The organism is Bacteroides propionicifaciens DSM 19291 = JCM 14649 (genome assembly GCF_000375405.1).
Lineage (GTDB): Bacteria > Bacteroidota > Bacteroidia > Bacteroidales > Bacteroidaceae > Bacteroides_E > Bacteroides_E propionicifaciens.
Genome location: NZ_AQWS01000013.1, coordinates 57089 through 76857, shown reverse-complemented (window position 1 = coordinate 76857; position 19769 = coordinate 57089). Strand labels below are relative to the sequence as shown.

The following is a 19769-nucleotide window of genomic DNA, read 5'->3' as shown; positions in this document are numbered from 1 at the left end:
TTATCTTTTTAAACCTCCTGACTTTTCAGAAGCGAGTGCAAAAGTAAACCTTTTCTTTTTATTATCCAAATCATTTGGAAGAATAATTGAAAAAGTTTTTCTTGACTCTTTTCGTTTCGGGTCAGCTTACTAATATAGTAAATAAAACTCGCTTTAGCAAGCTTCTAACCTGAAATTCGAAAAACTTCTTTTCTGCCAGTATGTCATTTTCTCGTGGCCTTAACCTCGAGGCCTTGTCTCTTACAAAGCGAGTGCAAAAGTATAGCATAGGATTGCGAATTCCAAGTAATATAGAACTTATTTATAAGGCTTTTGGTTCATTATTTCGTAAAACTCTATTAACCCGGAGGTTAGCAAGTGAAATAATTTTACATGGTTTTCAATAGTGCCACTATCCCTCCTTTACTACTCCTTATTATATAAAGTTTATTTTTTGACTGCACTGTTGCAGTAAAACCACTACGGTGGAAATATAAAATGAGCTACTCGCTTGAGGGCTCCGAGTAGGTCGGAACACTAAAGCGAGTAGCTCATTTTATTTTAAAAGTAGTGTTTTTATAGGGGCTAACTAAAAACTATTGATTATAATAAAACTAAAGCTAGTAACCCATCATCAGTTTACCCCAAGCCAATTTCTTGTAATATTCATTTTCAGTATAGTAACTACTAGACTTTCTGGGGATATACATAGAGATTCCATTCGAGCCCTTCATTGGGAAATCCTGACCAGTTACACCGCTATAGTTTGTGTCAGTAGTCTCATAATAGGTCACAAAACGATTAAAAGCTGCGGTCCAATCAGGGCTTTGAGCAACACCCGACTTCTTGAGTACGTCAATTATATCCGTATAATAATATTTGCCATTTCGGCGTGGATCATAATAAAAGACATCAGAAGAAGCCAAATCGGTATAACGCACTTTCTTTTGATCTAATAGCTCTAATGTTGCATCGGCAAAATCTTTAGCTGCCCTAAGATCAAATACAGAGATTGAAACACCACCTTTCCAGTCATCATTCCCAAAACTTTTCCCTGTATAGCTCTCTTTGTAATGATAATAATATGTATTGGCTAAATCATTGACAATCCATCTATTCGACTGGAAATAAATAGGTACCATTTTATCGTAAGGAGAACCTGGTCCTGGAATTTCAGCAGGTGACCCTAAGCTATAGATTGCTCTATCCTTAAGCTCGTAAGCAACCTCTGCGGTTTGCATCAAACACAAGTCGTAAAAAATAAAATCCAAATAAGGTGCACGACGCAAAGCTTCTTTAAAATCGAGAATATCCATTTTATAGGATACTCCTTCATTAATATCTTCACCAATCCACCGACTAGTCGGTCTGGGCGAGTCTTCTAACCAACCATCAGCATGCGACCACATCACTAGACCATAGCTAGCACTTGGGTAAGTAGTATAAGCATCAGCAAACACTTGTCCCATCACCTTAGGATCAGTCGATAACTGAATTGGATATTCTTTTATTTCAATTAATTCGCCTTTATTCGTCTTGGGGTTTTTTATTAGTCGGTACAATTTAGGATTGACTCGCTGATTTTTGTATCCTGACAAATCACCACGCCCTCTCTCATGATACACCAAAACATTAGCATTCACTAAATCTTTATTTGAGACATATTTCAGTCCAGCAACCATCTCATCAAGGTCGGATATGTCAAAGTGATTACGGCCCTCACCTCCAAGGCTATTGGCTGCTGCCATGTAAATGAGAACCGTACGTCTGGTACTCTTCTCATATCTATCTACCTGATAACTAGACTCATTATCACCACAAGCAGTAATAATAAAAAACAGTAAGGATAGCAATATTAGTATTCTATTAGTCTTCATAAATTAATTTTAGAACAAAACATCCTTAGAACAAGCCGCGAAATCGGGTTGTTCTAAGGATGTAAAAAGTTTATAATAGTTTAAGTTATTCTATATCTAAAGGTGTAAAAGTGAAGTCTTCAGCAGGAAGTGCTTTAACATTAAATTTGTTCTTTTTACGATATCGGTTCATTAATTTTGAACGCTCTTTATCTATTTTTTTCTTAGTAGGACTATAAAAGATAGCAGCTGTTTGCTTTGATTCATTCTGCATTACCTCCAAGTAGTTTTCAAGCTGAGAACTATAATTGGGTGTAAACGGCAATAAACCAGCTTTAGTCAAACTTACAGTATCAAGATACTGCACCGTGGTAAAATAGGCTACTGTATCAGTAAAGGCAGAAGAAACACCAAAAAGGTATACCCCCTTGTTCTTCTTCTGAGCTACAGCCGTCAATGACAGTGTCACTATTAAGGCAAACGTAGCAATTGTTCTAAATAACTTCATATTTCAATTTATGTTTGTTACAAATATAAATAAAAAAGCTGGTATCAAACAGACACCAGCTTTTATATTTCTTATTCACCACTTTAAGTCTAAATCAACCTAAGTAAGATTTTAGCAGTTTACTACGATTATTTTGACGTAATCTGCGAATTGCCTTTTCTTTAATCTGACGTACACGCTCACGAGTCAAGCCAAACTTGTCACCTATTTCTTCAAGAGTCATCTCCTGACAACCTATCCCAAAGAACATTTTGATGATTTGTTTTTCTCTATCTTCTAATGTAGACAGTGCGCGATCAATCTCTTCGCAAAGAGACTCATTTACTAATGAACGATCCGCCATCGGAGAATCATCATTAACAAGTACATCAAGCAAGCTATTGTCTTCCCCTTCAACAAAAGGAGCATCAACAGAAATGTGACGTCCCGATACTTTTAAAGTATCAGTCACCTTATCAACAGGCATATCCAATTCATCTGCCAACTCTTGTGGAGAAGGTTTACGCTCATTTTCTTGCTCAAACTTTGCAAAAGCTTTGCTGATTTTATTTAAAGAACCAACTTGGTTTAGAGGTAATCTGACAATACGAGATTGCTCAGCCAATGCTTGCAAAATAGATTGACGAATCCACCACACAGCATAACTGATAAACTTAAAACCTCTAGTTTCATCAAACTTTTCGGCAGCCTTAATCAAACCTAAATTACCTTCATTAATTAAGTCGGGTAAGCTTAAGCCTTGATTTTGATACTGCTTCGCAACAGAAACCACAAAACGTAAATTAGCTTTGGTTAGCTTTTCTAGAGCTATACGATCACCTTGTTTAATACGTTGAGCTAACTCCACTTCTTCTTCTACAGTGATTAAGTCTTCACGACCAATCTCTTGTAGATACTTATCTAGTGAAGCACTCTCCCTATTGGTGATGCTTTTAGTTATTTTTAATTGTCTCATTCTTATAAAACAGATTTGGTTTGCAAAGATATAAACTTAAAACTACAAATAAAATTTTGAATCTATATCTTTTCTATTCAACTTACTTAACATATATAACAATATTAAGGTCAACAGGTTGACTGTTGACCTTAATATTAACAATTGTCTTAGGATTAAAGCCTATTTTAATCTTCAGCTAGGTTTACAGCATAGTTAACTCTCTTACCAGAAGGGAACATACCAGTTAAGAAAATTACTTGTTCAGGAGTTTTAAGTGCTGACTGCAATACTTTTTCAAGATCACTCACCTGATTAATTCTTACTCCATTAGCTGTCAGGATAATAAAACCTTTACGCACTCCAGCATCACTCATTTTGCCTGATTCAACACCTGTAACTTGGATTCCTCCGCGAAGACGCAGTTGTTGTTTTACATCATCAGATAATTCGACAAATGCAGCACCTAAGACTTCCATGCCCGACTTCTTAACAACTTTAGTTGTACCTTGCGCATTCTTTAACTCTACAGAAATCACTTTTTCTTTCTTGTCGCGCACTAATTTAACGGAAACTTTGTCACCAGGACGATGTTTAGCTAGAGCCTCTTGTAGCCCAGCCATATTGGTTACTTTCTTTCCTTCGATTCCAACAATCACATCATCTACTTTAATGTCAGCAGATGCTGCAGAACCATTCTCTAGGACTTCAGCTACAATAACACCATCAACAACACCCAAGTCTCTCATTTTGTTTTCGAACTCCTTACTAGCCTCAGCATTAGCAAATCTGGCATCCGTGATTGATGAACCCATAATACCTAGCACTGCACGCTGAACAGCTCCAAATTGTTTCAAATCGGCTACAACTTTAGTCATAATTGAGGTAGGAATGGCAAACCCATACCCTGCATAAGCCCCAGTTGGTGAAGAAAGTACTGAGTTTATCCCCACAAGCTCACCACGAACATTTACTAAAGCTCCTCCGCTATTTCCTTGATTAATTGCTGCATCAGTCTGAATAAAAGATTCTATCCCCCCACTATATACGCCTAAGGTACGAGCTTTTGCACTAACGATACCTGCAGTAACCGTAGAAGTTAGATTGAAGGGATTACCAACAGCTAAAACCCACTCGCCAACTTTTAAGGCATCAGAATCACCAATATATAGTGTCGGTAAATCTTCAGCTTCAATTTTCACTAATGCTAAATCGGTACTTGGATCTGTACCAATAACACGTCCTATGTAATCACGATTATCATTTAGACGAACGCTTATTTCATCGGCACCATCAATAACGTGGTTGTTTGTTACAATATATCCATCAGTAGAAATAATCACACCCGATCCAAAACCCACTCGTGGTTGTGTTTGAACCTGTTGCTGTGGACCACCTCCTCTGCCATCATAACCGAAGAAGTAATCGAAAATATCGGGAGCACGTCTCATGTTTTTCACCTTAGAATGCTGAGTAGATTTGATATGTACTACAGCATGCAAAGACTTCTCGGCTGCATCGGTCAAGTCAACTGGTTGACTCTGACTAGTATTAAAGGAGGCCATTTGCACTCCAGGACTATTCGTAAAAACCTCACTAAAATATGAGCTAGATTGCACATCGGGTTGAGAACGATCAGCTATTGAGTAAGCTGTATACCCAGCTACACCAGCGCTTAATAGAGCTACTGCTCCTATACCCAGTACTTTTTTAAAGACTTCTTTCATAATATACCACTCTTTATATTAACATCTAATTTTTATTTAACACTTAACTGTTAATGTAACGATTATAGTTTATAAACAGATTACAATCAACTATTTATTTACAACACATTAACAGTACTATGTATTCTATTAATTGTATTTAAAACTCGTTGTTTCAGTAATTTATCATAAATAACTAGTCAGTTGAATTTTAGTTTAGCTTAATCATTTAAGATAGGAACAAACACTTCCAACTTAATAAAACAACAAGTTTAAAACATTAACTGATCAAAAGCAAAAGATATACCAAAGCCATTAAGTGCAGATAAATTGATTTATTATTGTATTTTAGTGACAAAATAGCCGTAACTATATGGCTAATATGCATATATGACATACTCATGATACAAGTATTAATTATTGAAGACGAAAAAAGAGTTGCTCAACTTACTCAAAAGGGACTGATTCAACTGGGATACAAGGTTGATGTAGCCTATGATGGAGATGAAGGACTCATCAAATTTAATGAAGGCAACATAGACTTGGTGATTTGTGACATTATGCTCCCCACCATCAATGGTTTAGAGGTGAGCAAAAGAATACGTCAAAATGACAAACTAACTCCGATACTCATGCTTACAGCTCTAGGCACTACGGACGACAAGCTTGAGGGGTTTGATTCGGGTGCAGACGATTATATGGTCAAACCCTTTGATCTAAGAGAACTTGATGCACGCATAAAAGTGTTGCTACGCAGAAAGCTAGAACAAAATGATACAAATAAACAAACAAACAGCTATCAAGACCTTACCCTGAATGATGATGAAAAAATAGCTATTAGAGATGGGGTTAAGATTAAGCTATCACCCAAAGAGTATCAATTGCTACACTACATGGTAGCAAATGCTGAGCGTGTACTATCGAGAACCGAAATAGCAGAAAAAGTTTGGGAAACATACTTTGACACGGGTACCAATTTTATAGATGTGTATGTGAGTTACTTAAGAAATAAGGTTGATAAACCTTTCGCTACAAAGCTTATCCACACAAGACCAGGACTAGGTTTTATTTTAACAAGCCAACCATGAAAATACGAAGTAAGCTAGCCCTCAATTTTGCATCAGCAACAGCACTTGTACTCCTAATTATCTTGGGATCCGTCTACTACTTCTCCGAAAAGAGTAGACAAAAAGAATTCTATCGAACCCTGACAAAAGAGGCAATCACAAAGGCGAACCTGGTACTAAATCACCAAGTTGATCCTGAGGTTATGCAGCTAATCTATCAGAATAATAGAGAGTTGATTAATGAAATAGAAGTGGCAATCTATAATCTAGAGGAGAAAATGATATATCATGATGCTGTAGAGATTGATATTGTTAAGGAGACGCCCCAGATGTTTAAAGAGATTATCAAAAACGATACGATAAAATTTAGGATAGGCAACTATGAGGGTATCGGCTTGAAATTTGAGCTAAATCAGCAGACATATCTCGTAACTGCGGCTGCCTATGATGGCTACGGACTTGCTAAACAACGAACTTTAGCCCTAATCTTATTATCTTCAGCACTACTTAATATTATTATTCTCTTTATTCTGAGCTACTACTTTGCCAAGGCCGCTCTAAACCCCATGCGCAATATCGTCAATCAAGTGCGTCACATCACTGCATCACGACTTAAACTTCGTGTACCTGTCATTAATCCTAAAGATGAACTCGGTGAGCTAAGTATCACTTTCAACGAGATGCTCGACAGACTAGAATACTCATTTCAATCGCAACGCCATCTGATGAATAGTATTTCGCACGAACTACGCACCCCACTAGCAGCCCTAATAGCTGAGCTAGATATTGCCTTATTACAAGCAACTTCTCCAGAGGAATTTAAACTCGCCATAACAAATGCATTAAACGACACCAACGACATTATTAAGCTAACCAATGGACTGCTTGACCTAGCCAAATCGGGTTATCTATCCGATCAAGTCAATGTAAAACCCGTAAGAGTTGATGAATTGCTTGTTGATGCAAGATCGATGATTCTAAAATCTAATGCAGACTATAAAATCGATTTAATCTTTGAGGAACTGCCCGAAGAGGAAGATCATCTAACGGTGAATGCCAATGGGTATTTGCTAAGAACAGCGTTTTGCAATTTGATTGAAAACAACTGCAAGTTCTCTGACAACCACCGATCTCTTATTCAAGTCTCGGTTTGGGATAAAAGTATTTACATTAAATTCTCGGATACGGGTCATGGTATACCAAAAGAGCTGATGTCTAAAATATTCGAACCTTTTTATAGAGCTCCTAATAATAGACATATAAAAGGTTATGGCATCGGCATGGCACTTTGCCAACGCGTTTTCAAACAGTTTAATGGGAGACTTACAGTATTATCAGAAGTCAATGTAGGAACCACATTTTCAGTGGAATTACCCCATATATAAATTATTACCAACATTTTCTAATACTTTTCTAATAGCAGTTGTTTATCATTTTATAGCCGAAGCAGTACTTTTGCTGATAGTTATTAATGATGTAAAGAAAAATGCTATGTGGAGAATATTCAGAAAAAGAAAAAGTGAAGAATCTCACTTCAATGCAGAAAAAGTTTTTTTAGCTTCTGCACAACCCCTACGGCAAGTTTATGATTATTTTGAAACTCAACCTGGCGGCCTGAGTCAAGACATCATTAATGAACGTTTAAAAGAGTATGGGATAAACGAAGTGGTTCGTGAAAAAACGACTCACCCACTTATGCTTTTTATTAGAGCATTTATCAATCCTTTTATTGGGGTGTTGATGGTTTTAGCCATTGTCTCGCTTGTAATTGATGTTATTATGGCTCCGCCAACAGAGCAAGAGTGGACAAGTGTAGCTGTGATTACTATTATGGTAGTATTTAGTGCTATTTTAAAGTTTACCCAAGAACTAAAATCGAACAAAGCCTCATCATCCCTACAAAAACTTGTGACTAATACAGCTTCTGTCTATCGAGATGGCAATCGCCATAGTCAGGAGGTTGATATGAGAGATATAGTGCCTGGAGATATTATCTACCTATCGGCTGGTGATATGATCCCTGCCGACGTTAGGGTTATTGAGTGCAAAGACCTTTTTGTTGGACAATCTTCACTGACAGGAGAATCGGACGGTGTAGAAAAATTTCCTACGGAACAACTTAATACAACAAAAAGAGGTAGCGTAATCGACTTAGATAATATTTGTTTCATGGGTTCTAATGTTATCAGTGGTTATGCCAAAGCAATAGTTATTCAAACCGGAAATGATACTTACTTAGGTACGATTGCCAAGTCTATTGTAGGAATTCGAGCTCAAACAGCATTCGATAAAGGTGTGAGCAACGTTAGTTTACTACTTATTCGCTTTATGATCGTAATGGTTCCCTTTGTATTCCTAATTAACGGAATTACTAAAGGCGACTGGTTTGATGCTTTCTTATTTGCAATCTCTATAGCAGTGGGGTTAACACCCGAAATGCTACCTATGATTGTTACAGCAAACCTTTCGAAGGGTACAATCGCCATGGCCAAGAAGAAAACAATTGTAAAGAATCTGAACTCCATCCAGAACTTTGGTGCAATGAACATTCTTTGCACCGACAAAACAGGTACACTAACTCGAGATGAAGTTTTGCTCGAAAAGCATATAAATGTCGAGGGCGAAGAGGATATAGATCAACGGGTATTGCGACATGCCTACTTAAACAGCTACTTCCAAACAGGACTAAGAAACCTTATTGATAGAGCTATTCTATCACATGTTGAAGAGCAAGACCTGCAATATGTGCGCGACAACTACATAAAAATTGACGAGATTCCTTTCGATTTTAACCGCCGACGCCTCTCCGTTATCCTAGAAGACAAAGCAGGAAAAAGACAGATTGTAACAAAAGGAGCAGTTGAAGAAATGCTTACAGCTTGCTCCCATGTGGAGTATAAAGGACAAGTGTATGAATTGTCCAAAGAACTTGAAGATAAAGCTCTAGCCGTATGTAACCAGCTTAATGCCGAAGGGATGAGGGTGCTGGCCATTGCACAAAAAAGCTGGATAACCAAGGATAAAGACTTTGCCGTAGAAGATGAATCGGACATGGTACTTATCGGATTCCTTGCCTTTCTTGATCCCCCAAAACCATCAACAGCAAGTGCTATTCAAAAACTTCATCACCACGGTGTAGAGGTTAAAGTATTATCTGGTGATAATGAAGCTGTAGTAAAAACGATATGCCGACAAGTGGGTATTGACACCTCCCATTCACTCAACGGTATGCAAGTTGAAGAGATGACAGATGATCAGCTCAAAGAGGTATTAATGATTACTACAGTGTTTTCTAAGTTGGCACCAATGCAAAAGACTCGGATTATCCGATTGCTCCAAGAGCTCGACAATACGGTTGGCTTCTTAGGTGACGGAATCAACGATGCAGCCGCACTAAGACAATCGGACGTAGGTATTTCAGTAGAGAATGCTGTAGATATTGCCAAAGAGAGTGCCGATATTATCTTACTCGAAAAAGATCTTATGGTTCTCGAGGATGGGGTTATTGAGGGAAGAAAGACATTTGGAAACATTATTAAGTATATCAAGATGACTGCGAGTTCGAACTTTGGTAACATGTTTAGTGTGCTGGGAGCAAGTGCATTTTTGCCTTTCTTACCTATGCTACCAATTCACTTACTGGTGCAAAACTTACTATATGATGTATCACAATCGACTATTCCTTTTGACACCATGGACGAAGAGTATTTGAGAAAGCCTAAAAAGTGGGATGCCTCAGACTTAAAAAAGTTCATGCTTTATATTGGCCCAATCAGCTCGGTATTTGACATTCTAACGTTTATCATTTTGTGGACCGTATTTGCTTATAACACACCAGAGAAGCAAGCCTTCTTCCAATCTGCATGGTTTGTTGAGGGACTTCTATCACAAACTTTAATTGTACATATGATTCGTACTCGTAAGATCCCATTCCTACAAAGCAACGCGTCATGGCCTGTAACAAGCTTAACACTAGCAATCTGTGTGATAGGACTTATATTACCTTTCACAGGATTGGGTTCAAGCATCGGACTTGTTCCACTACCTTGGAGCTACTTCCCTTGGCTAATGGCTATCCTTATAGCTTACGGAGTTCTTACTCAAGTTGTAAAACAGTGGTATATCAAGAAGTTCCATAGCTGGTTATAAAAACACTATAACCAAGTTAAATAAATAATCCCCCTCTATTGATTACTCAGTAAAGGGGGATTAATATTATGTAAGGTATTATGCAGTTTGTTTAGAAAGTCAACCTAACTCCAGCATTTAAATTAAAATTGAATGGTTTCTCCGTTCTGATTGTCTCAATATGAGAGCCATCGTTAAAATAATAAGCTACACCAGGCTCGATATACAATCCAAATACTCTAGAGAACGAATACTGTGCTCCAACACCTGCCAAGACAGAAAACTGGGGTCTTGTAGGGCGTTTATTCTCACCAGCTACCTTCCCTGCAACAGCAACTTCGACCATTCCACCACCCGAGGCATAGAGTGAAAAATTATTATGATTAAAGAAGCTCCAATAAAGCTTAATAGGAATACCTAGGTAATGAAACTTTTGTTTAAATCTCTCTTGGGTTGCAACCTCAGTTACATCAGAAGAGAGATAAGTATAAACCAAGCCCGACTCTAATGCTAAGTATTTATTTAGAGCATAACTATAACTTAAACCAAACGAGATAGGTTGATTGTGTTTATAGTCATTGACTTTGACTTCATCCTTAATATAAGGTAAGCCGTCGCGTATAAACATCTCCGTTTTTTTATTTGGGTCAATTGAGTTAGGCAAAACGAACGAATCCAAACTAGCCTCTCTATAAAAACTATTCGTTTCAACACCCGATACTCCACCACCTAGAATCTTACCTGTTCCACCAGCATGCAAGCTTAGTTTCGACGGAGCAGTTTTAGCTACATCATCACTAGAATGATTTGATGCCCGTAAGTGCGCATATAAATCATCATATTTTTTACCAGAACGAGATTGATCACGATTAACGTTCTCTTGAGCATCAGTTTCTTGATCGCTAAACTCTTTGGGACTCTGCTGATCCACCGCTTCTTCTACATCTGAAATATCATTATTCACAGCAAGAGTATGATCAGCCTTCTCTGGTTTAAAACTAGTGTGTGAAGCCAAAAGAGCAGGTTTAAGGTCTGAGTTAACAGTACTTGAAATCTGAGGAGTTGAAGCATGAGATAAATCAGCGTACTCTGAAGAAAGTTGATTCGTCTCTTCTAGCTTATTAAGCACAGTATTAAGATAGGAATCTTGTGCTACGTATACTTTTTGAGGAGTGTCTTGCAAAACAGCTCCATCTTGCTGCCAAAGAAGAGCGATGGAAGAGACTCCTACGAGCAACACAGCAGCAGCTAACCAAAATTTGGACTTTTGATAAAAAGGAATAGTTTTGGTCGGTGCATTTGATAAAGGCAAGTCGGCTGCAATCTTGCTCCAGAGTGCAACAGGTGCTTCTTCACGATGCCCCTCAACCTTATCCTTTATTTGTTTTAACCATTTATCTTCACTATTCATAGAATATACCTTTTATTCAATTTTCAAACTTAAACATTTACTACAAGACTAAGCGTTATTCTTCAACCAGCTATTGACCCTCTCGGCTAGAACTTTTTTTGCTCTAAACAACTGTGAAGCGGAAGACCGTTCGTTGATTCCTAGTAGCTCACCAATCTCTTTATGCGACTTATCTTCTAAGACATAAAGGTTGAACACTGTTCGGTATCCATCAGGAAGCTCTTTTATGAACTCAAATAATACTTTTTGGGGGACAACATCTACATCTGCCGAATCGGAATGATCGAAGTTATTCTCTGAAACTTGATCAAACTCAACTTCATAACCAGCTCTTTTCTTGTCTCGTAGATATTGTAAGGCTGTATTAACAATAATCCGATCCATCCAGGCACGTAGAGAGCCTTCTCCTAGCCAAGTAAATTTATCAAACGAACTTAATATCTTAATAAAACCATCGTGTAGTAAATCTTGTGCAATATCGCGATCACCCGCGTAACGAATACATATCGCATACAAGCGATCTGAGTATTGCTCATATAACATTTGTTGAGCTTTTGTATCGTGACTCAGGCAAAGCTTAGATAGCTCTAATTCTTCCATTAATGAAACACGTGTTTATTACTAAAATGCTTTCAACTTAAAAATACTGCATCAATATAGCATTTTATATCAAGGGCATTATAATTGGTATGCAGTATTTCGACCGATCAGTCGTTTTATAATCAAAAAGCATATGTTATGAAAAGTCTAACTAAACAAACTCACTACCTAATCATAGCACTCGTTGTTATGGGATTGCAAAGTTGTATAAGAAGTGGCGATGAATATTCTCCCATGGCCATTGGAACAGTTCAGGTTGAAACGGGAGATATCAACACACTCTACTTTGACCTAGACTCGGGTTACAAGTTATTCCCCAACAACCCTGAAAACCTTGTTGCTTACGATCTCAAAACCAATGACAGAGTTTTTATTCAGTTTACTGAACTCGACGAAAACACTTCAAAAAAGGAGTTAACAGCAAAGATCAAGATGTTACAACAAGTTGAAACAGGTAATGTCGAATTTACTCAAGACGATAGCTCAGCAGAAGGTCTAATTCAGGCAAGTGATCGAATCAACATCACTGAAGCCTATATCGCCAACGGATTTTTAACGCTAAAGTATAGCTACATAGGCCAACCCAGTGTATGGGATCATACTATCCAGCTTTATGCTACGAAGGACAACAAAATTGAAGATACTAAAATCTTAAAGCTATATTTAACTCACGATGCCAGTGAAGATAATAGCACCTATATTAATAATGGTATAATAAGCTTCCCTATTACTGAAATCAATGATCTAGTTAAAGCAGCAGAGGAGGTTTCAATTACTTCAAAAACAATTTATTCTGGTGTACAAGAGACTGCTGTATATATAAAAAAGTAGAATTAAGCTAGATATTGTTTTTCTTACCTAACTTTGCAATAAGTCATTGATCACTAGCATTGCATAAAAGTATGAAGAAGATTATCATCATGGGCGCCACATCGGGCATAGGGCATGAACTAGCTAAAATATATATTCAAAAAGGTTGGAGAGTTGGTATTGCCGGAAGAAGGCAAGACCTACTCTCTTCTTTTAAGAAAGAGTTTCCTGAGCAAGTTGAATTTGAAGTTATCGACATTAGGCAAGAAGATGCCCCACAAAAACTGGTCTCACTTATTGAAAGACTCGGAGGACTCGACATCTATATGCATAGCTCAGGCATTGGATACCAGAACCCAAATCTAGTTATTGAGACAGAAATCAATACCGCTAAAACTAATGTAGTGGGTTTTACGCAGCTCATAGATACTGTGTTTCATTATTTCGAGGTTCAAACAAAAGGGCATATCGCAATAATTAGCTCTATTGCTGGAACTAAAGGTCTTGGAGTAGCACCTGCATACTCAGCCACAAAGAGGTTTCAGAACACCTATATCGATGCATTGGAACAATTGAGCCGTATCAAGAAGATCAAAATAACTTTTACCGACATCAAACCAGGTTTTGTACAAACCGATTTATTGAAAGGTGGAGGAGGCTATCCATTATTAATGCAACCTCAAAAAGTGGCAAGAATAATAGATAAAGCACTTGACAGAAAAAAGCGCAGAGTGATCATTGATTGGAGATATAAAGTAATCGTGTTTTTCTGGAAACTAATTCCAGCCTCACTCTGGAAGATTCTACCCGTCAAAAACAGGTAAAGGCTTATAAAGGATGGCGCTTAAGCCACACCTTAGCATAAGAACAAGAGGCCTTAAGAGTGTATCCTGCGTCCTTAGCGTAGGCATAAGCCTCACTAACGATTCTTGCTGCTATGCCTTGACCTTCGAGCTCTTTAGGCACAATGGTATGAATAATATCAAACTCATCGTTATGAAGAGTGTACTCTACATAGGCCACTTGCCCCTCAATATCTGCTTCAAAACGCTTGATACTTGGTTTATGTTCTACTATATAATTCATAAAATTTCAGGTTTAGTTTATCATACTAAGAAACATTAATGAGTGTAAAAGGTTTGCTTTTAGGAGATATTAAATTGCAGGCCATCACAGTTTTGGCTAGTTTTGTAGGAGAAAACTACTTCTTTAGAACACAAAGCCTATGAAACTTATGTTAGCAAAATATAGACCCTATTATTTTTCAGGTGCATTACTAGCTTTAGTTATTATCATGCCTCTGCTTTTAGGTCATTCGCCATCACCTACCCTCAAAGCCGAAAAGCATCAAAACTCGCAAGGCTTTATGCCTCCTTCTGTTCCTACCTCAGCAAGTTATGCCAATGAGGTGATAGATCTAAGGCGCGCTGACCGTAGAGAGCGAATGGATAGAGAACTTATGGCTTTTAGCTATATGCACTCCTCATCTATGCTGATGATTAAAAGAGCAAATAGATATTTCCCCATTATTGAGCCTATTCTTAAGGCAGCACAAGTACCCGATGATTTAAAATACCTAATGGTGATTGAAAGTAGCATGAACCCATTTGCTGTTTCTCCAGCTGGTGCTGCAGGTTTTTGGCAATTTATGAAAGGAACTGGTAAAGACTATGGGCTAGAAGTTAATAATAATGTAGACGAAAGATACCATATCGAGAAGTCGACTAAGGCAGCTTGCAAATATCTTAAAGATGCGTACGCTAAATATGGAGACTGGCTAACAGCTGCGGCTTCGTATAATGCAGGACAAGGCAGAATCTCAAACGAACTAAAGAAACAAGATGTTGAGCATGCAGCCGATCTCTGGCTAGTACAAGAAACCTCTAGATATATGTTTCGTCTATTAGCTGCAAAGCAGTTTCTCAAAAATCCTAAAGAGTTTGGCTTCTATTTGAATCGTGAAGACTTATACCCACCTGTTGAATATAAAAAGGTCGTCATAAACAAACCCGTAGCAGACTTAGTTGCTTTTGCAAAAGAACAGGATATTAGCTATGCTGAATTAAAAGAGGCTAACCCATGGTTAAAAGCTCGCTCGCTCGAAAACAAATCGGGAAAAAGTTATACAATTCTTATTCCATCACAAGAGAGTCTCTATTATAATCCGAGCAAAACTCCAGTACACTATCAAGGATGGCTAGCCAATTAAATGCATAAAAAAAGCCATCACTTAATAATTAAGGAATGGCTTTTTAATCCATTTTAAGCGATCTTATTGTTTAGATGCGTCAAGTGAAGCTTTACGAAACTCTTTCATGATTTTTTCAATTTCAAGAGAAGCTTTACGTGCTCTAACACCAGCAGCTTTGTTACCGTTTTCAATTTGAGATGCAGCATCTTTGTTAAACTCACTAACTAGACCTGCTACTTTTTCAACTAATTCTTTCATAATTATTTTATTACATCGTTAATAACACAAACAAAAATACATTCTTTCTCGAAATTTCCTCGGAAAAAAGTATATTTTCTCATAATTTGATTAAATATTAGCCGAATATAGCATTCAATGAGGGAAATAGCATCGTTTTATCATGAAAATTTCTGAAAACACTAAACTTCTATACCAATGGATAGCCCAAGGAGAGCACCAACAGCAGGATTTCAAGTTCGAAATCTCCAATGCCAAGAAAATAGCAAAAACACTTTCTGCCTTTGCGAACACTCAAGGAGGTCGATTACTTATTGGAGTTAAAGATAATGGTAGAATTGCTGGAGTTGAGTCTGAGGAAGAGTTATATATGATAGAATCGGCTGCTGATATTTTTTGCACACCACCCGTAAAATACGAATCAGAACTCTTCGAAATGGAAGATGGTAAACACGTTCTTTGCATTAATATACCAAAAGAGAATAATCCTCCTATTTATGCAAAAGATGAACAAGGAAGAATTTGGGCTTACCTACGGTACAATGATCAAAATATTTTAGCCGATAAAGTCCAGCTCGAAGTCCTAAAAAACCGATCTAAACCAAAAGGTGAGTTTATTAGTTATACACAAGAAGAAGAATATCTCTTAGATACACTAGAAGAAAACCTAGGAATTACCATCAACAAACTCGCAAAAGCCACACAGATTAGCAGAACAAAAGTTATCGAACTCTTAACTAAGTTTACACTCTTCGACGTAGTACATGCAGAGCCTCAAAACAATAAATTTGTTTATCTCCTCAAAACGGAGCAATAAAATATAACTCGGTTTAAGTGGTTAGAGGGATAAAATCATTAAATTTGTATTCTTCAATCAGAAATAATTAAAAATATAATATAGAATGGGCTTTTTATCAAGATTATTCAATAAAGGTTCTCAAGAAAATAAGGGAAGCGCTGAAGACTTTATGTCTTTAGTACAAGTCTATTTTCAGTCGGTTATGGCTATCAACAATGGTATAACCAACATCAATGCACTCCCTGAGGTAGCAAACTTCAAACGTCTATTCAAGATACCTACACAAAAAGGACGTCTAGGTGTTTCAGAGAAGTCGGCTGCTAAAAAGATGCTAATGGAAGACTATAATATTAGCAATGATTTCTTCAAGGAGATTGATAGCTCAATCAAGAAAAACTGTAGAAAGCCTCAAGACGTTCAATCGTATAGCTTTTTGTTCCAGGGTTTTACACAAGATTTGATGATGCTTGTGGGTAACCTTATGCAGTGGAAGATTAGAGTTCCAAGTATGTTCAAGAAAACCATCTACAGCATGACTCAAAAAACAGTTCACGATATCTGTACTAAACCCATCTGGAAAAAAGACGATATCCATAAAACGGCTATGAATGTTAAGAGCTATAAAGAACGATTGGACTACAGTGAAAAGTGGATGACAGAACTAGTATTTAACGTACTATTACTTGCCAAGAGTGACAATAAGAGAAGAAAAAAAGATACAGGAAAAAAGAATGCTTAGTTCTTTATCCTAATAGTAAACTTTAGAATAAAAAATATGCGGCTAACTTTCAATTGGAGAGTCAGCCGCATATTTTTTATATCAGCTAATCTAATCCATTTTAGTAACACTCAACAAATAGAATTCAATACCAATGAAAGACTATCACTATAAACACCCTATGTAACACTATTGAAATACAATCTGACAAAACAATCCTAATTAGGGAAAACAAAGTAGACACCCTCTCATAAAGTGTGTAAGTTAAAATGATCGGCTTGGATGTTGCTAATCAATTCTATACTGAATATTACAACACAGATAATTTAGATGAGTTCTCTAATACAGATATTTTTACATTGAAATATTTAGGAGAAGAGACTGCTTGGGCTGATATTCAATCGTCTGCCTTCTTTAAAAAGACTGATGAAGAACTAGTAGAGAGAGCAACAGTACGTGCTATCGACAATGCTATAGCTAAACTACAAAGAAAGTATGAGCCATTTCGTACTATAACACCACTGCTCACTACAGAACCAGAAATAACTGCTCAAATTGGGTTAAAAGAAGATTTAGAAGGTGGTGACAAATATGAGGTATTAGAAAAAATCCAAGATCCTGAAACAAATATAACAACGTATAAACGTGTTGCTGTAATCAAGGTCGACAAAAATAAAATTTGGGATAATAGATTTGCAGCTGATGTAGAACAAGCAGAAAACCAAGAGAACGATTTAGGAGAAACCCAAGAGATTAATGCTACACACTTTAAAGGGTCAAGTAAACATATATATCCAGGTATGCTTATTAGACAAATTGACTAAAACTTAAAGTGACAACTTTAGAATAAAAAATATAAGGCTGACTTTCGATTGGAAAGTCAGCCTCATATTTTTAATATTGCTACCTTATATAAAGCTTATAGAGTCCATTTTAGTGCAAGTGTTGGAATGCAATAGAAACCATCTCTACCACCAAAATCGCGAGTTAACTCAACCTCTGTACCCACACTTAAGTTGAATTTATCATTCACACGCTTCAAGCTGTTTAGGTTAAACCAAAATTGAGGCTCTGCAATGAAAATCAATTTACCGTAAGCATTTTCTTCTCTCCAAAGGTCGGCGAAACCATTAAAAGTAAACATATTCTTATTAATGTTGTAAAACCAAGTTGCAGTCAACTGAAAACTTTGAGGAGATTTGTGTTTTTGAAGATACTTATAGAGTACACTAAAAGAAATTCCTTTTGAGAAGTCTGATGAATTGAGATTATATGTCAAACCTGTTAAATAGGCATTATTAAGCGAGCCACCTTTAAATAGCCCACCATTATACTCTATGTGGAAGTTTACAGGACACTTTGAAGAGAAGCTGATTTGACGAGCAATCTCAGCATAAGCAAGTGCTATGCCTTCACTATTAATATCCATATCGACAAAAAAGAAGGTACTACCCCAAGAGTCGGGTTTGAAGTGCTCAATAGTAGTGGTCACGACTGGACGCTGATCTAATTCCTTGTAGAGTTCTTTACCAAAATCATAATGCACTTGAATGTTTTGTGCAATCAAAGTTCCTACAGAAATTAATAAACAAATTGACAGTAATAATCGTTTCATGCTATGATGTGTTTTTATTTAAGGCGCAAATTTAATCATTTGTATCATATAAATAACATATATTAAAACAAAAATATATTTTGATGACAGACATAGCTACTGAAAGACATCCCCTAAAACCTTTTCTTCCCAACAATAGTAGAGTATTGATGCTAGGAAGCTTTCCTCCACCCCTAAAGCGTTGGTCAATGCCGTTTTTTTACCCCAACTTCACGAATGACATGTGGAGAATTATTGGACTTATCTTTTTTAATGACAAGCTTCATTTCGTTGATCAAAAGAACAAGACATTCCACCAGGCCGAGATTGAAAGTTTTTTAAAACAAACAGGGATAGCTATATTTGATACGGCCACAGTCGTAAGACGACTTAAAGATAATGCCTCGGATAAGTTTCTAGAAGTAGTAGAACCAACCGATTTAAAGCATCTGCTCGATCAAATACCACAGTGCCTAGCAATTATCACTACGGGTGAGAAGGCTACATCAGTCTTACAATTAGAGTTTGGATTTAACCAAACTCCAAAAGTTGGAACATATATCACTTTCAACTATAAGAACAGAGAAATTAGACTCTACCGGATGCCCTCATCTTCGAGAGCCTACCCCATCAAGGTAGAGAAGAAAGCAGATGCCTACCGAACTGTGTTCAAATCGTATTTTAATATTAACCCTTAAAACAGAAGATTATGCACGTTTTATTTATTCAATATCCAAGTTGTAGCACGTGTCGTAAAGCAAAAAACTGGCTTGCGGAACATAAGATAGCTTTCGAAGACCGACATATTGTTGAGAGCACACCAACTCTCGAAGAGTTGACGAACTTTTATCAAAAGAGTGGACTTGCGTTAAAGAAGTTTTTTAACACAAGTGGCCTTGTTTATAAAGAGCTAGGACTCAAAGACAAACTAGCAAGCATGAGTGAAAAAGAGCAGTTAGAACTTCTCTCAAGCAACGGAATGCTTATTAAAAGACCACTCCTAATAACAGATAATACGGTCTTGGTGGGTTTTAAAGAGGCTGATTGGAGCAAAGCACTTATTTGATTGATATTTTACAAAACTGTTTGGAGGATTGAAATAATCTACTATCTTTGCACACGCAATACGGGTGTAGTTCAGTTGGTAGAGCACTAGTCTCCAAAACTAGGTGTCGGGAGTTCGAGCCTCTCCGCCCGTGCAAAAATAAGCCTGTCAGATTCTTCTGACAGG

The 19769-nt window shown here is 37.1% G+C and carries 20 protein-coding genes and 1 tRNA gene; 12 read left to right on the top strand and 9 right to left on the bottom strand.

Annotation, left to right across the window (positions count from 1 at the left end; all coding sequences use genetic code 11):
- Positions 1-599 precede the first annotated feature (599 nt).
- From B091_RS0105555 to B091_RS0105540, 4 genes are all read right to left on the bottom strand, one after another.
- Positions 600-1856, bottom strand: a complete 1257-nt coding sequence (locus B091_RS0105555) for a clostripain-related cysteine peptidase (protein WP_018109021.1) — start codon at positions 1854-1856, stop codon at positions 600-602.
- Positions 1857-1941: 85 nt separating this feature from the next.
- Complete coding sequence (locus B091_RS0105550) at positions 1942-2343, bottom strand: hypothetical protein (protein ID WP_018109020.1); 402 nt, start codon at positions 2341-2343, stop codon at positions 1942-1944.
- A gap of 94 nt (positions 2344-2437) precedes the next feature.
- Positions 2438-3298, bottom strand: a complete 861-nt coding sequence (locus B091_RS0105545; RefSeq protein ID WP_018109019.1) for a sigma-70 family RNA polymerase sigma factor — start codon at positions 3296-3298, stop codon at positions 2438-2440.
- A gap of 167 nt (positions 3299-3465) precedes the next feature.
- The gene (locus B091_RS0105540; protein ID WP_018109018.1) at positions 3466-5004 is read right to left on the bottom strand and encodes a trypsin-like peptidase domain-containing protein; all 1539 of its coding nucleotides are present in this window, start codon (positions 5002-5004) and stop codon (positions 3466-3468) included.
- 380 nt (positions 5005-5384) lie between these two features.
- Between B091_RS0105540 and B091_RS0105535 the strand changes: the two genes are divergently transcribed.
- From B091_RS0105535 to mgtA, 3 genes are all read left to right on the top strand, one after another.
- On the top strand, positions 5385-6071 hold the full coding sequence (locus B091_RS0105535) for a response regulator transcription factor (protein WP_018109017.1): 687 nt from the start codon (positions 5385-5387) through the stop codon (positions 6069-6071).
- A complete protein-coding gene (locus B091_RS0105530; protein WP_018109016.1) occupies positions 6068-7435 on the top strand; it encodes a sensor histidine kinase in 1368 nt (455 codons plus the stop codon). Before B091_RS0105535 ends, B091_RS0105530 begins: the two co-directional genes overlap by 4 nt.
- Before the next feature lie 106 nt (positions 7436-7541).
- A complete protein-coding gene (gene mgtA / locus B091_RS0105525; RefSeq protein ID WP_018109015.1) occupies positions 7542-10199 on the top strand; it encodes a magnesium-translocating P-type ATPase in 2658 nt (885 codons plus the stop codon).
- A 91-nt stretch (positions 10200-10290) separates the two neighbouring features.
- Here the strand turns inward: mgtA and B091_RS12330 are convergent, their stop codons facing one another.
- Together B091_RS12330 and B091_RS0105515 are read right to left on the bottom strand one after the other, a co-directional pair.
- The gene (locus B091_RS12330) at positions 10291-11589 is read right to left on the bottom strand and encodes an outer membrane beta-barrel protein (RefSeq protein WP_018109014.1); all 1299 of its coding nucleotides are present in this window, start codon (positions 11587-11589) and stop codon (positions 10291-10293) included.
- A gap of 48 nt (positions 11590-11637) precedes the next feature.
- Positions 11638-12189: an RNA polymerase sigma factor gene (locus tag B091_RS0105515; RefSeq protein ID WP_018109013.1), complete on the bottom strand. Its 552-nt coding sequence runs from the start codon at positions 12187-12189 to the stop codon at positions 11638-11640.
- A gap of 138 nt (positions 12190-12327) precedes the next feature.
- On the opposite strand from B091_RS0105515, the gene B091_RS0105510 reads away from it, so the two are divergent.
- Together B091_RS0105510 and B091_RS0105505 are read left to right on the top strand one after the other, a co-directional pair.
- Positions 12328-13020 carry a NigD1/NigD2 family lipoprotein gene (locus B091_RS0105510; RefSeq protein ID WP_018109012.1) on the top strand — a complete coding sequence of 231 codons (693 nt, stop codon included), beginning with the start codon at positions 12328-12330 and terminating at the stop codon, positions 13018-13020.
- 71 nt (positions 13021-13091) lie between these two features.
- Complete coding sequence (locus B091_RS0105505) at positions 13092-13823, top strand: SDR family NAD(P)-dependent oxidoreductase (RefSeq protein WP_018109011.1); 732 nt, start codon at positions 13092-13094, stop codon at positions 13821-13823.
- A gap of 4 nt (positions 13824-13827) precedes the next feature.
- Here B091_RS0105505 and B091_RS0105500 read toward each other — a convergent pair whose 3' ends face one another.
- Positions 13828-14085 carry a GNAT family N-acetyltransferase gene (locus B091_RS0105500; RefSeq protein ID WP_018109010.1) on the bottom strand — a complete coding sequence of 86 codons (258 nt, stop codon included), beginning with the start codon at positions 14083-14085 and terminating at the stop codon, positions 13828-13830.
- 148 nt (positions 14086-14233) lie between these two features.
- Between B091_RS0105500 and B091_RS0105490 the strand changes: the two genes are divergently transcribed.
- Entirely contained in the window at positions 14234-15208 is a 975-nt protein-coding gene (locus tag B091_RS0105490) for a lytic transglycosylase domain-containing protein (RefSeq protein ID WP_155888268.1), read from the top strand.
- A gap of 63 nt (positions 15209-15271) precedes the next feature.
- On the opposite strand, the gene B091_RS0105485 is transcribed toward B091_RS0105490, so the two are convergent.
- Positions 15272-15448: a histone H1-like protein Hc1 gene (locus tag B091_RS0105485; protein WP_018109007.1), complete on the bottom strand. Its 177-nt coding sequence runs from the start codon at positions 15446-15448 to the stop codon at positions 15272-15274.
- A gap of 142 nt (positions 15449-15590) precedes the next feature.
- Here B091_RS0105485 and B091_RS0105480 point away from each other — a divergent pair, with 142 nt between their 5' ends.
- The 3 genes from B091_RS0105480 (at position 15591) to B091_RS11805 (ending at position 17768) form a co-directional block, all read left to right on the top strand.
- Entirely contained in the window at positions 15591-16244 is a 654-nt protein-coding gene (locus B091_RS0105480; RefSeq protein WP_018109006.1) for an AlbA family DNA-binding domain-containing protein, read from the top strand.
- Between the two features lie 85 nt (positions 16245-16329).
- Positions 16330-16965, top strand: coding sequence for a hypothetical protein (locus tag B091_RS0105475; protein WP_018109005.1), 636 nt, complete (start codon positions 16330-16332; stop codon positions 16963-16965).
- A 248-nt stretch (positions 16966-17213) separates the two neighbouring features.
- Positions 17214-17768 carry a hypothetical protein gene (locus tag B091_RS11805; RefSeq protein WP_018109004.1) on the top strand — a complete coding sequence of 185 codons (555 nt, stop codon included), beginning with the start codon at positions 17214-17216 and terminating at the stop codon, positions 17766-17768.
- 95 nt (positions 17769-17863) lie between these two features.
- Here B091_RS11805 and B091_RS0105465 read toward each other — a convergent pair whose 3' ends face one another.
- On the bottom strand, positions 17864-18559 hold the full coding sequence (locus B091_RS0105465; protein ID WP_018109003.1) for a nucleoside-specific channel-forming Tsx family protein: 696 nt from the start codon (positions 18557-18559) through the stop codon (positions 17864-17866).
- A gap of 83 nt (positions 18560-18642) precedes the next feature.
- Between B091_RS0105465 and B091_RS0105460 the strand changes: the two genes are divergently transcribed.
- The 3 genes from B091_RS0105460 (at position 18643) to B091_RS0105450 (ending at position 19737) form a co-directional block, all read left to right on the top strand.
- On the top strand, positions 18643-19236 hold the full coding sequence (locus tag B091_RS0105460; protein ID WP_018109002.1) for a uracil-DNA glycosylase family protein: 594 nt from the start codon (positions 18643-18645) through the stop codon (positions 19234-19236).
- Between the two features lie 11 nt (positions 19237-19247).
- Positions 19248-19604, top strand: a complete 357-nt coding sequence (locus B091_RS0105455; RefSeq protein ID WP_018109001.1) for an arsenate reductase family protein — start codon at positions 19248-19250, stop codon at positions 19602-19604.
- 60 nt (positions 19605-19664) lie between these two features.
- Positions 19665-19737 (top strand) — tRNA-Trp (locus tag B091_RS0105450).
- Positions 19738-19769: the final 32 nt, after the last annotated feature.

Coding starts and splice junctions, on each gene's coding strand:
- B091_RS0105455 (WP_018109001.1), top strand. CDS start 19,248: ATGCACGTTTTATTTATTCAATATCCAAGTTGTAGCACGTGTCGTAAA.
- B091_RS0105555 (WP_018109021.1), bottom strand. CDS start 1,856: ATGAAGACTAATAGAATACTAATATTGCTATCCTTACTGTTTTTTATT.
- B091_RS0105515 (WP_018109013.1), bottom strand. CDS start 12,189: ATGGAAGAATTAGAGCTATCTAAGCTTTGCCTGAGTCACGATACAAAA.
- mgtA (WP_018109015.1), top strand. CDS start 7,542: ATGTGGAGAATATTCAGAAAAAGAAAAAGTGAAGAATCTCACTTCAAT.
- B091_RS0105505 (WP_018109011.1), top strand. CDS start 13,092: ATGAAGAAGATTATCATCATGGGCGCCACATCGGGCATAGGGCATGAA.
- B091_RS0105475 (WP_018109005.1), top strand. CDS start 16,330: ATGGGCTTTTTATCAAGATTATTCAATAAAGGTTCTCAAGAAAATAAG.
- B091_RS0105540 (WP_018109018.1), bottom strand. CDS start 5,004: ATGAAAGAAGTCTTTAAAAAAGTACTGGGTATAGGAGCAGTAGCTCTA.
- B091_RS0105510 (WP_018109012.1), top strand. CDS start 12,328: ATGAAAAGTCTAACTAAACAAACTCACTACCTAATCATAGCACTCGTT.
- B091_RS12330 (WP_018109014.1), bottom strand. CDS start 11,589: ATGAATAGTGAAGATAAATGGTTAAAACAAATAAAGGATAAGGTTGAG.
- B091_RS11805 (WP_018109004.1), top strand. CDS start 17,214: ATGATCGGCTTGGATGTTGCTAATCAATTCTATACTGAATATTACAAC.
- B091_RS0105465 (WP_018109003.1), bottom strand. CDS start 18,559: ATGAAACGATTATTACTGTCAATTTGTTTATTAATTTCTGTAGGAACT.
- B091_RS0105490 (WP_155888268.1), top strand. CDS start 14,234: ATGTTAGCAAAATATAGACCCTATTATTTTTCAGGTGCATTACTAGCT.
- B091_RS0105485 (WP_018109007.1), bottom strand. CDS start 15,448: ATGAAAGAATTAGTTGAAAAAGTAGCAGGTCTAGTTAGTGAGTTTAAC.
- B091_RS0105530 (WP_018109016.1), top strand. CDS start 6,068: ATGAAAATACGAAGTAAGCTAGCCCTCAATTTTGCATCAGCAACAGCA.
- B091_RS0105550 (WP_018109020.1), bottom strand. CDS start 2,343: ATGAAGTTATTTAGAACAATTGCTACGTTTGCCTTAATAGTGACACTG.
- B091_RS0105480 (WP_018109006.1), top strand. CDS start 15,591: ATGAAAATTTCTGAAAACACTAAACTTCTATACCAATGGATAGCCCAA.
- B091_RS0105535 (WP_018109017.1), top strand. CDS start 5,385: ATGATACAAGTATTAATTATTGAAGACGAAAAAAGAGTTGCTCAACTT.
- B091_RS0105460 (WP_018109002.1), top strand. CDS start 18,643: ATGACAGACATAGCTACTGAAAGACATCCCCTAAAACCTTTTCTTCCC.
- B091_RS0105545 (WP_018109019.1), bottom strand. CDS start 3,298: ATGAGACAATTAAAAATAACTAAAAGCATCACCAATAGGGAGAGTGCT.
- B091_RS0105500 (WP_018109010.1), bottom strand. CDS start 14,085: ATGAATTATATAGTAGAACATAAACCAAGTATCAAGCGTTTTGAAGCA.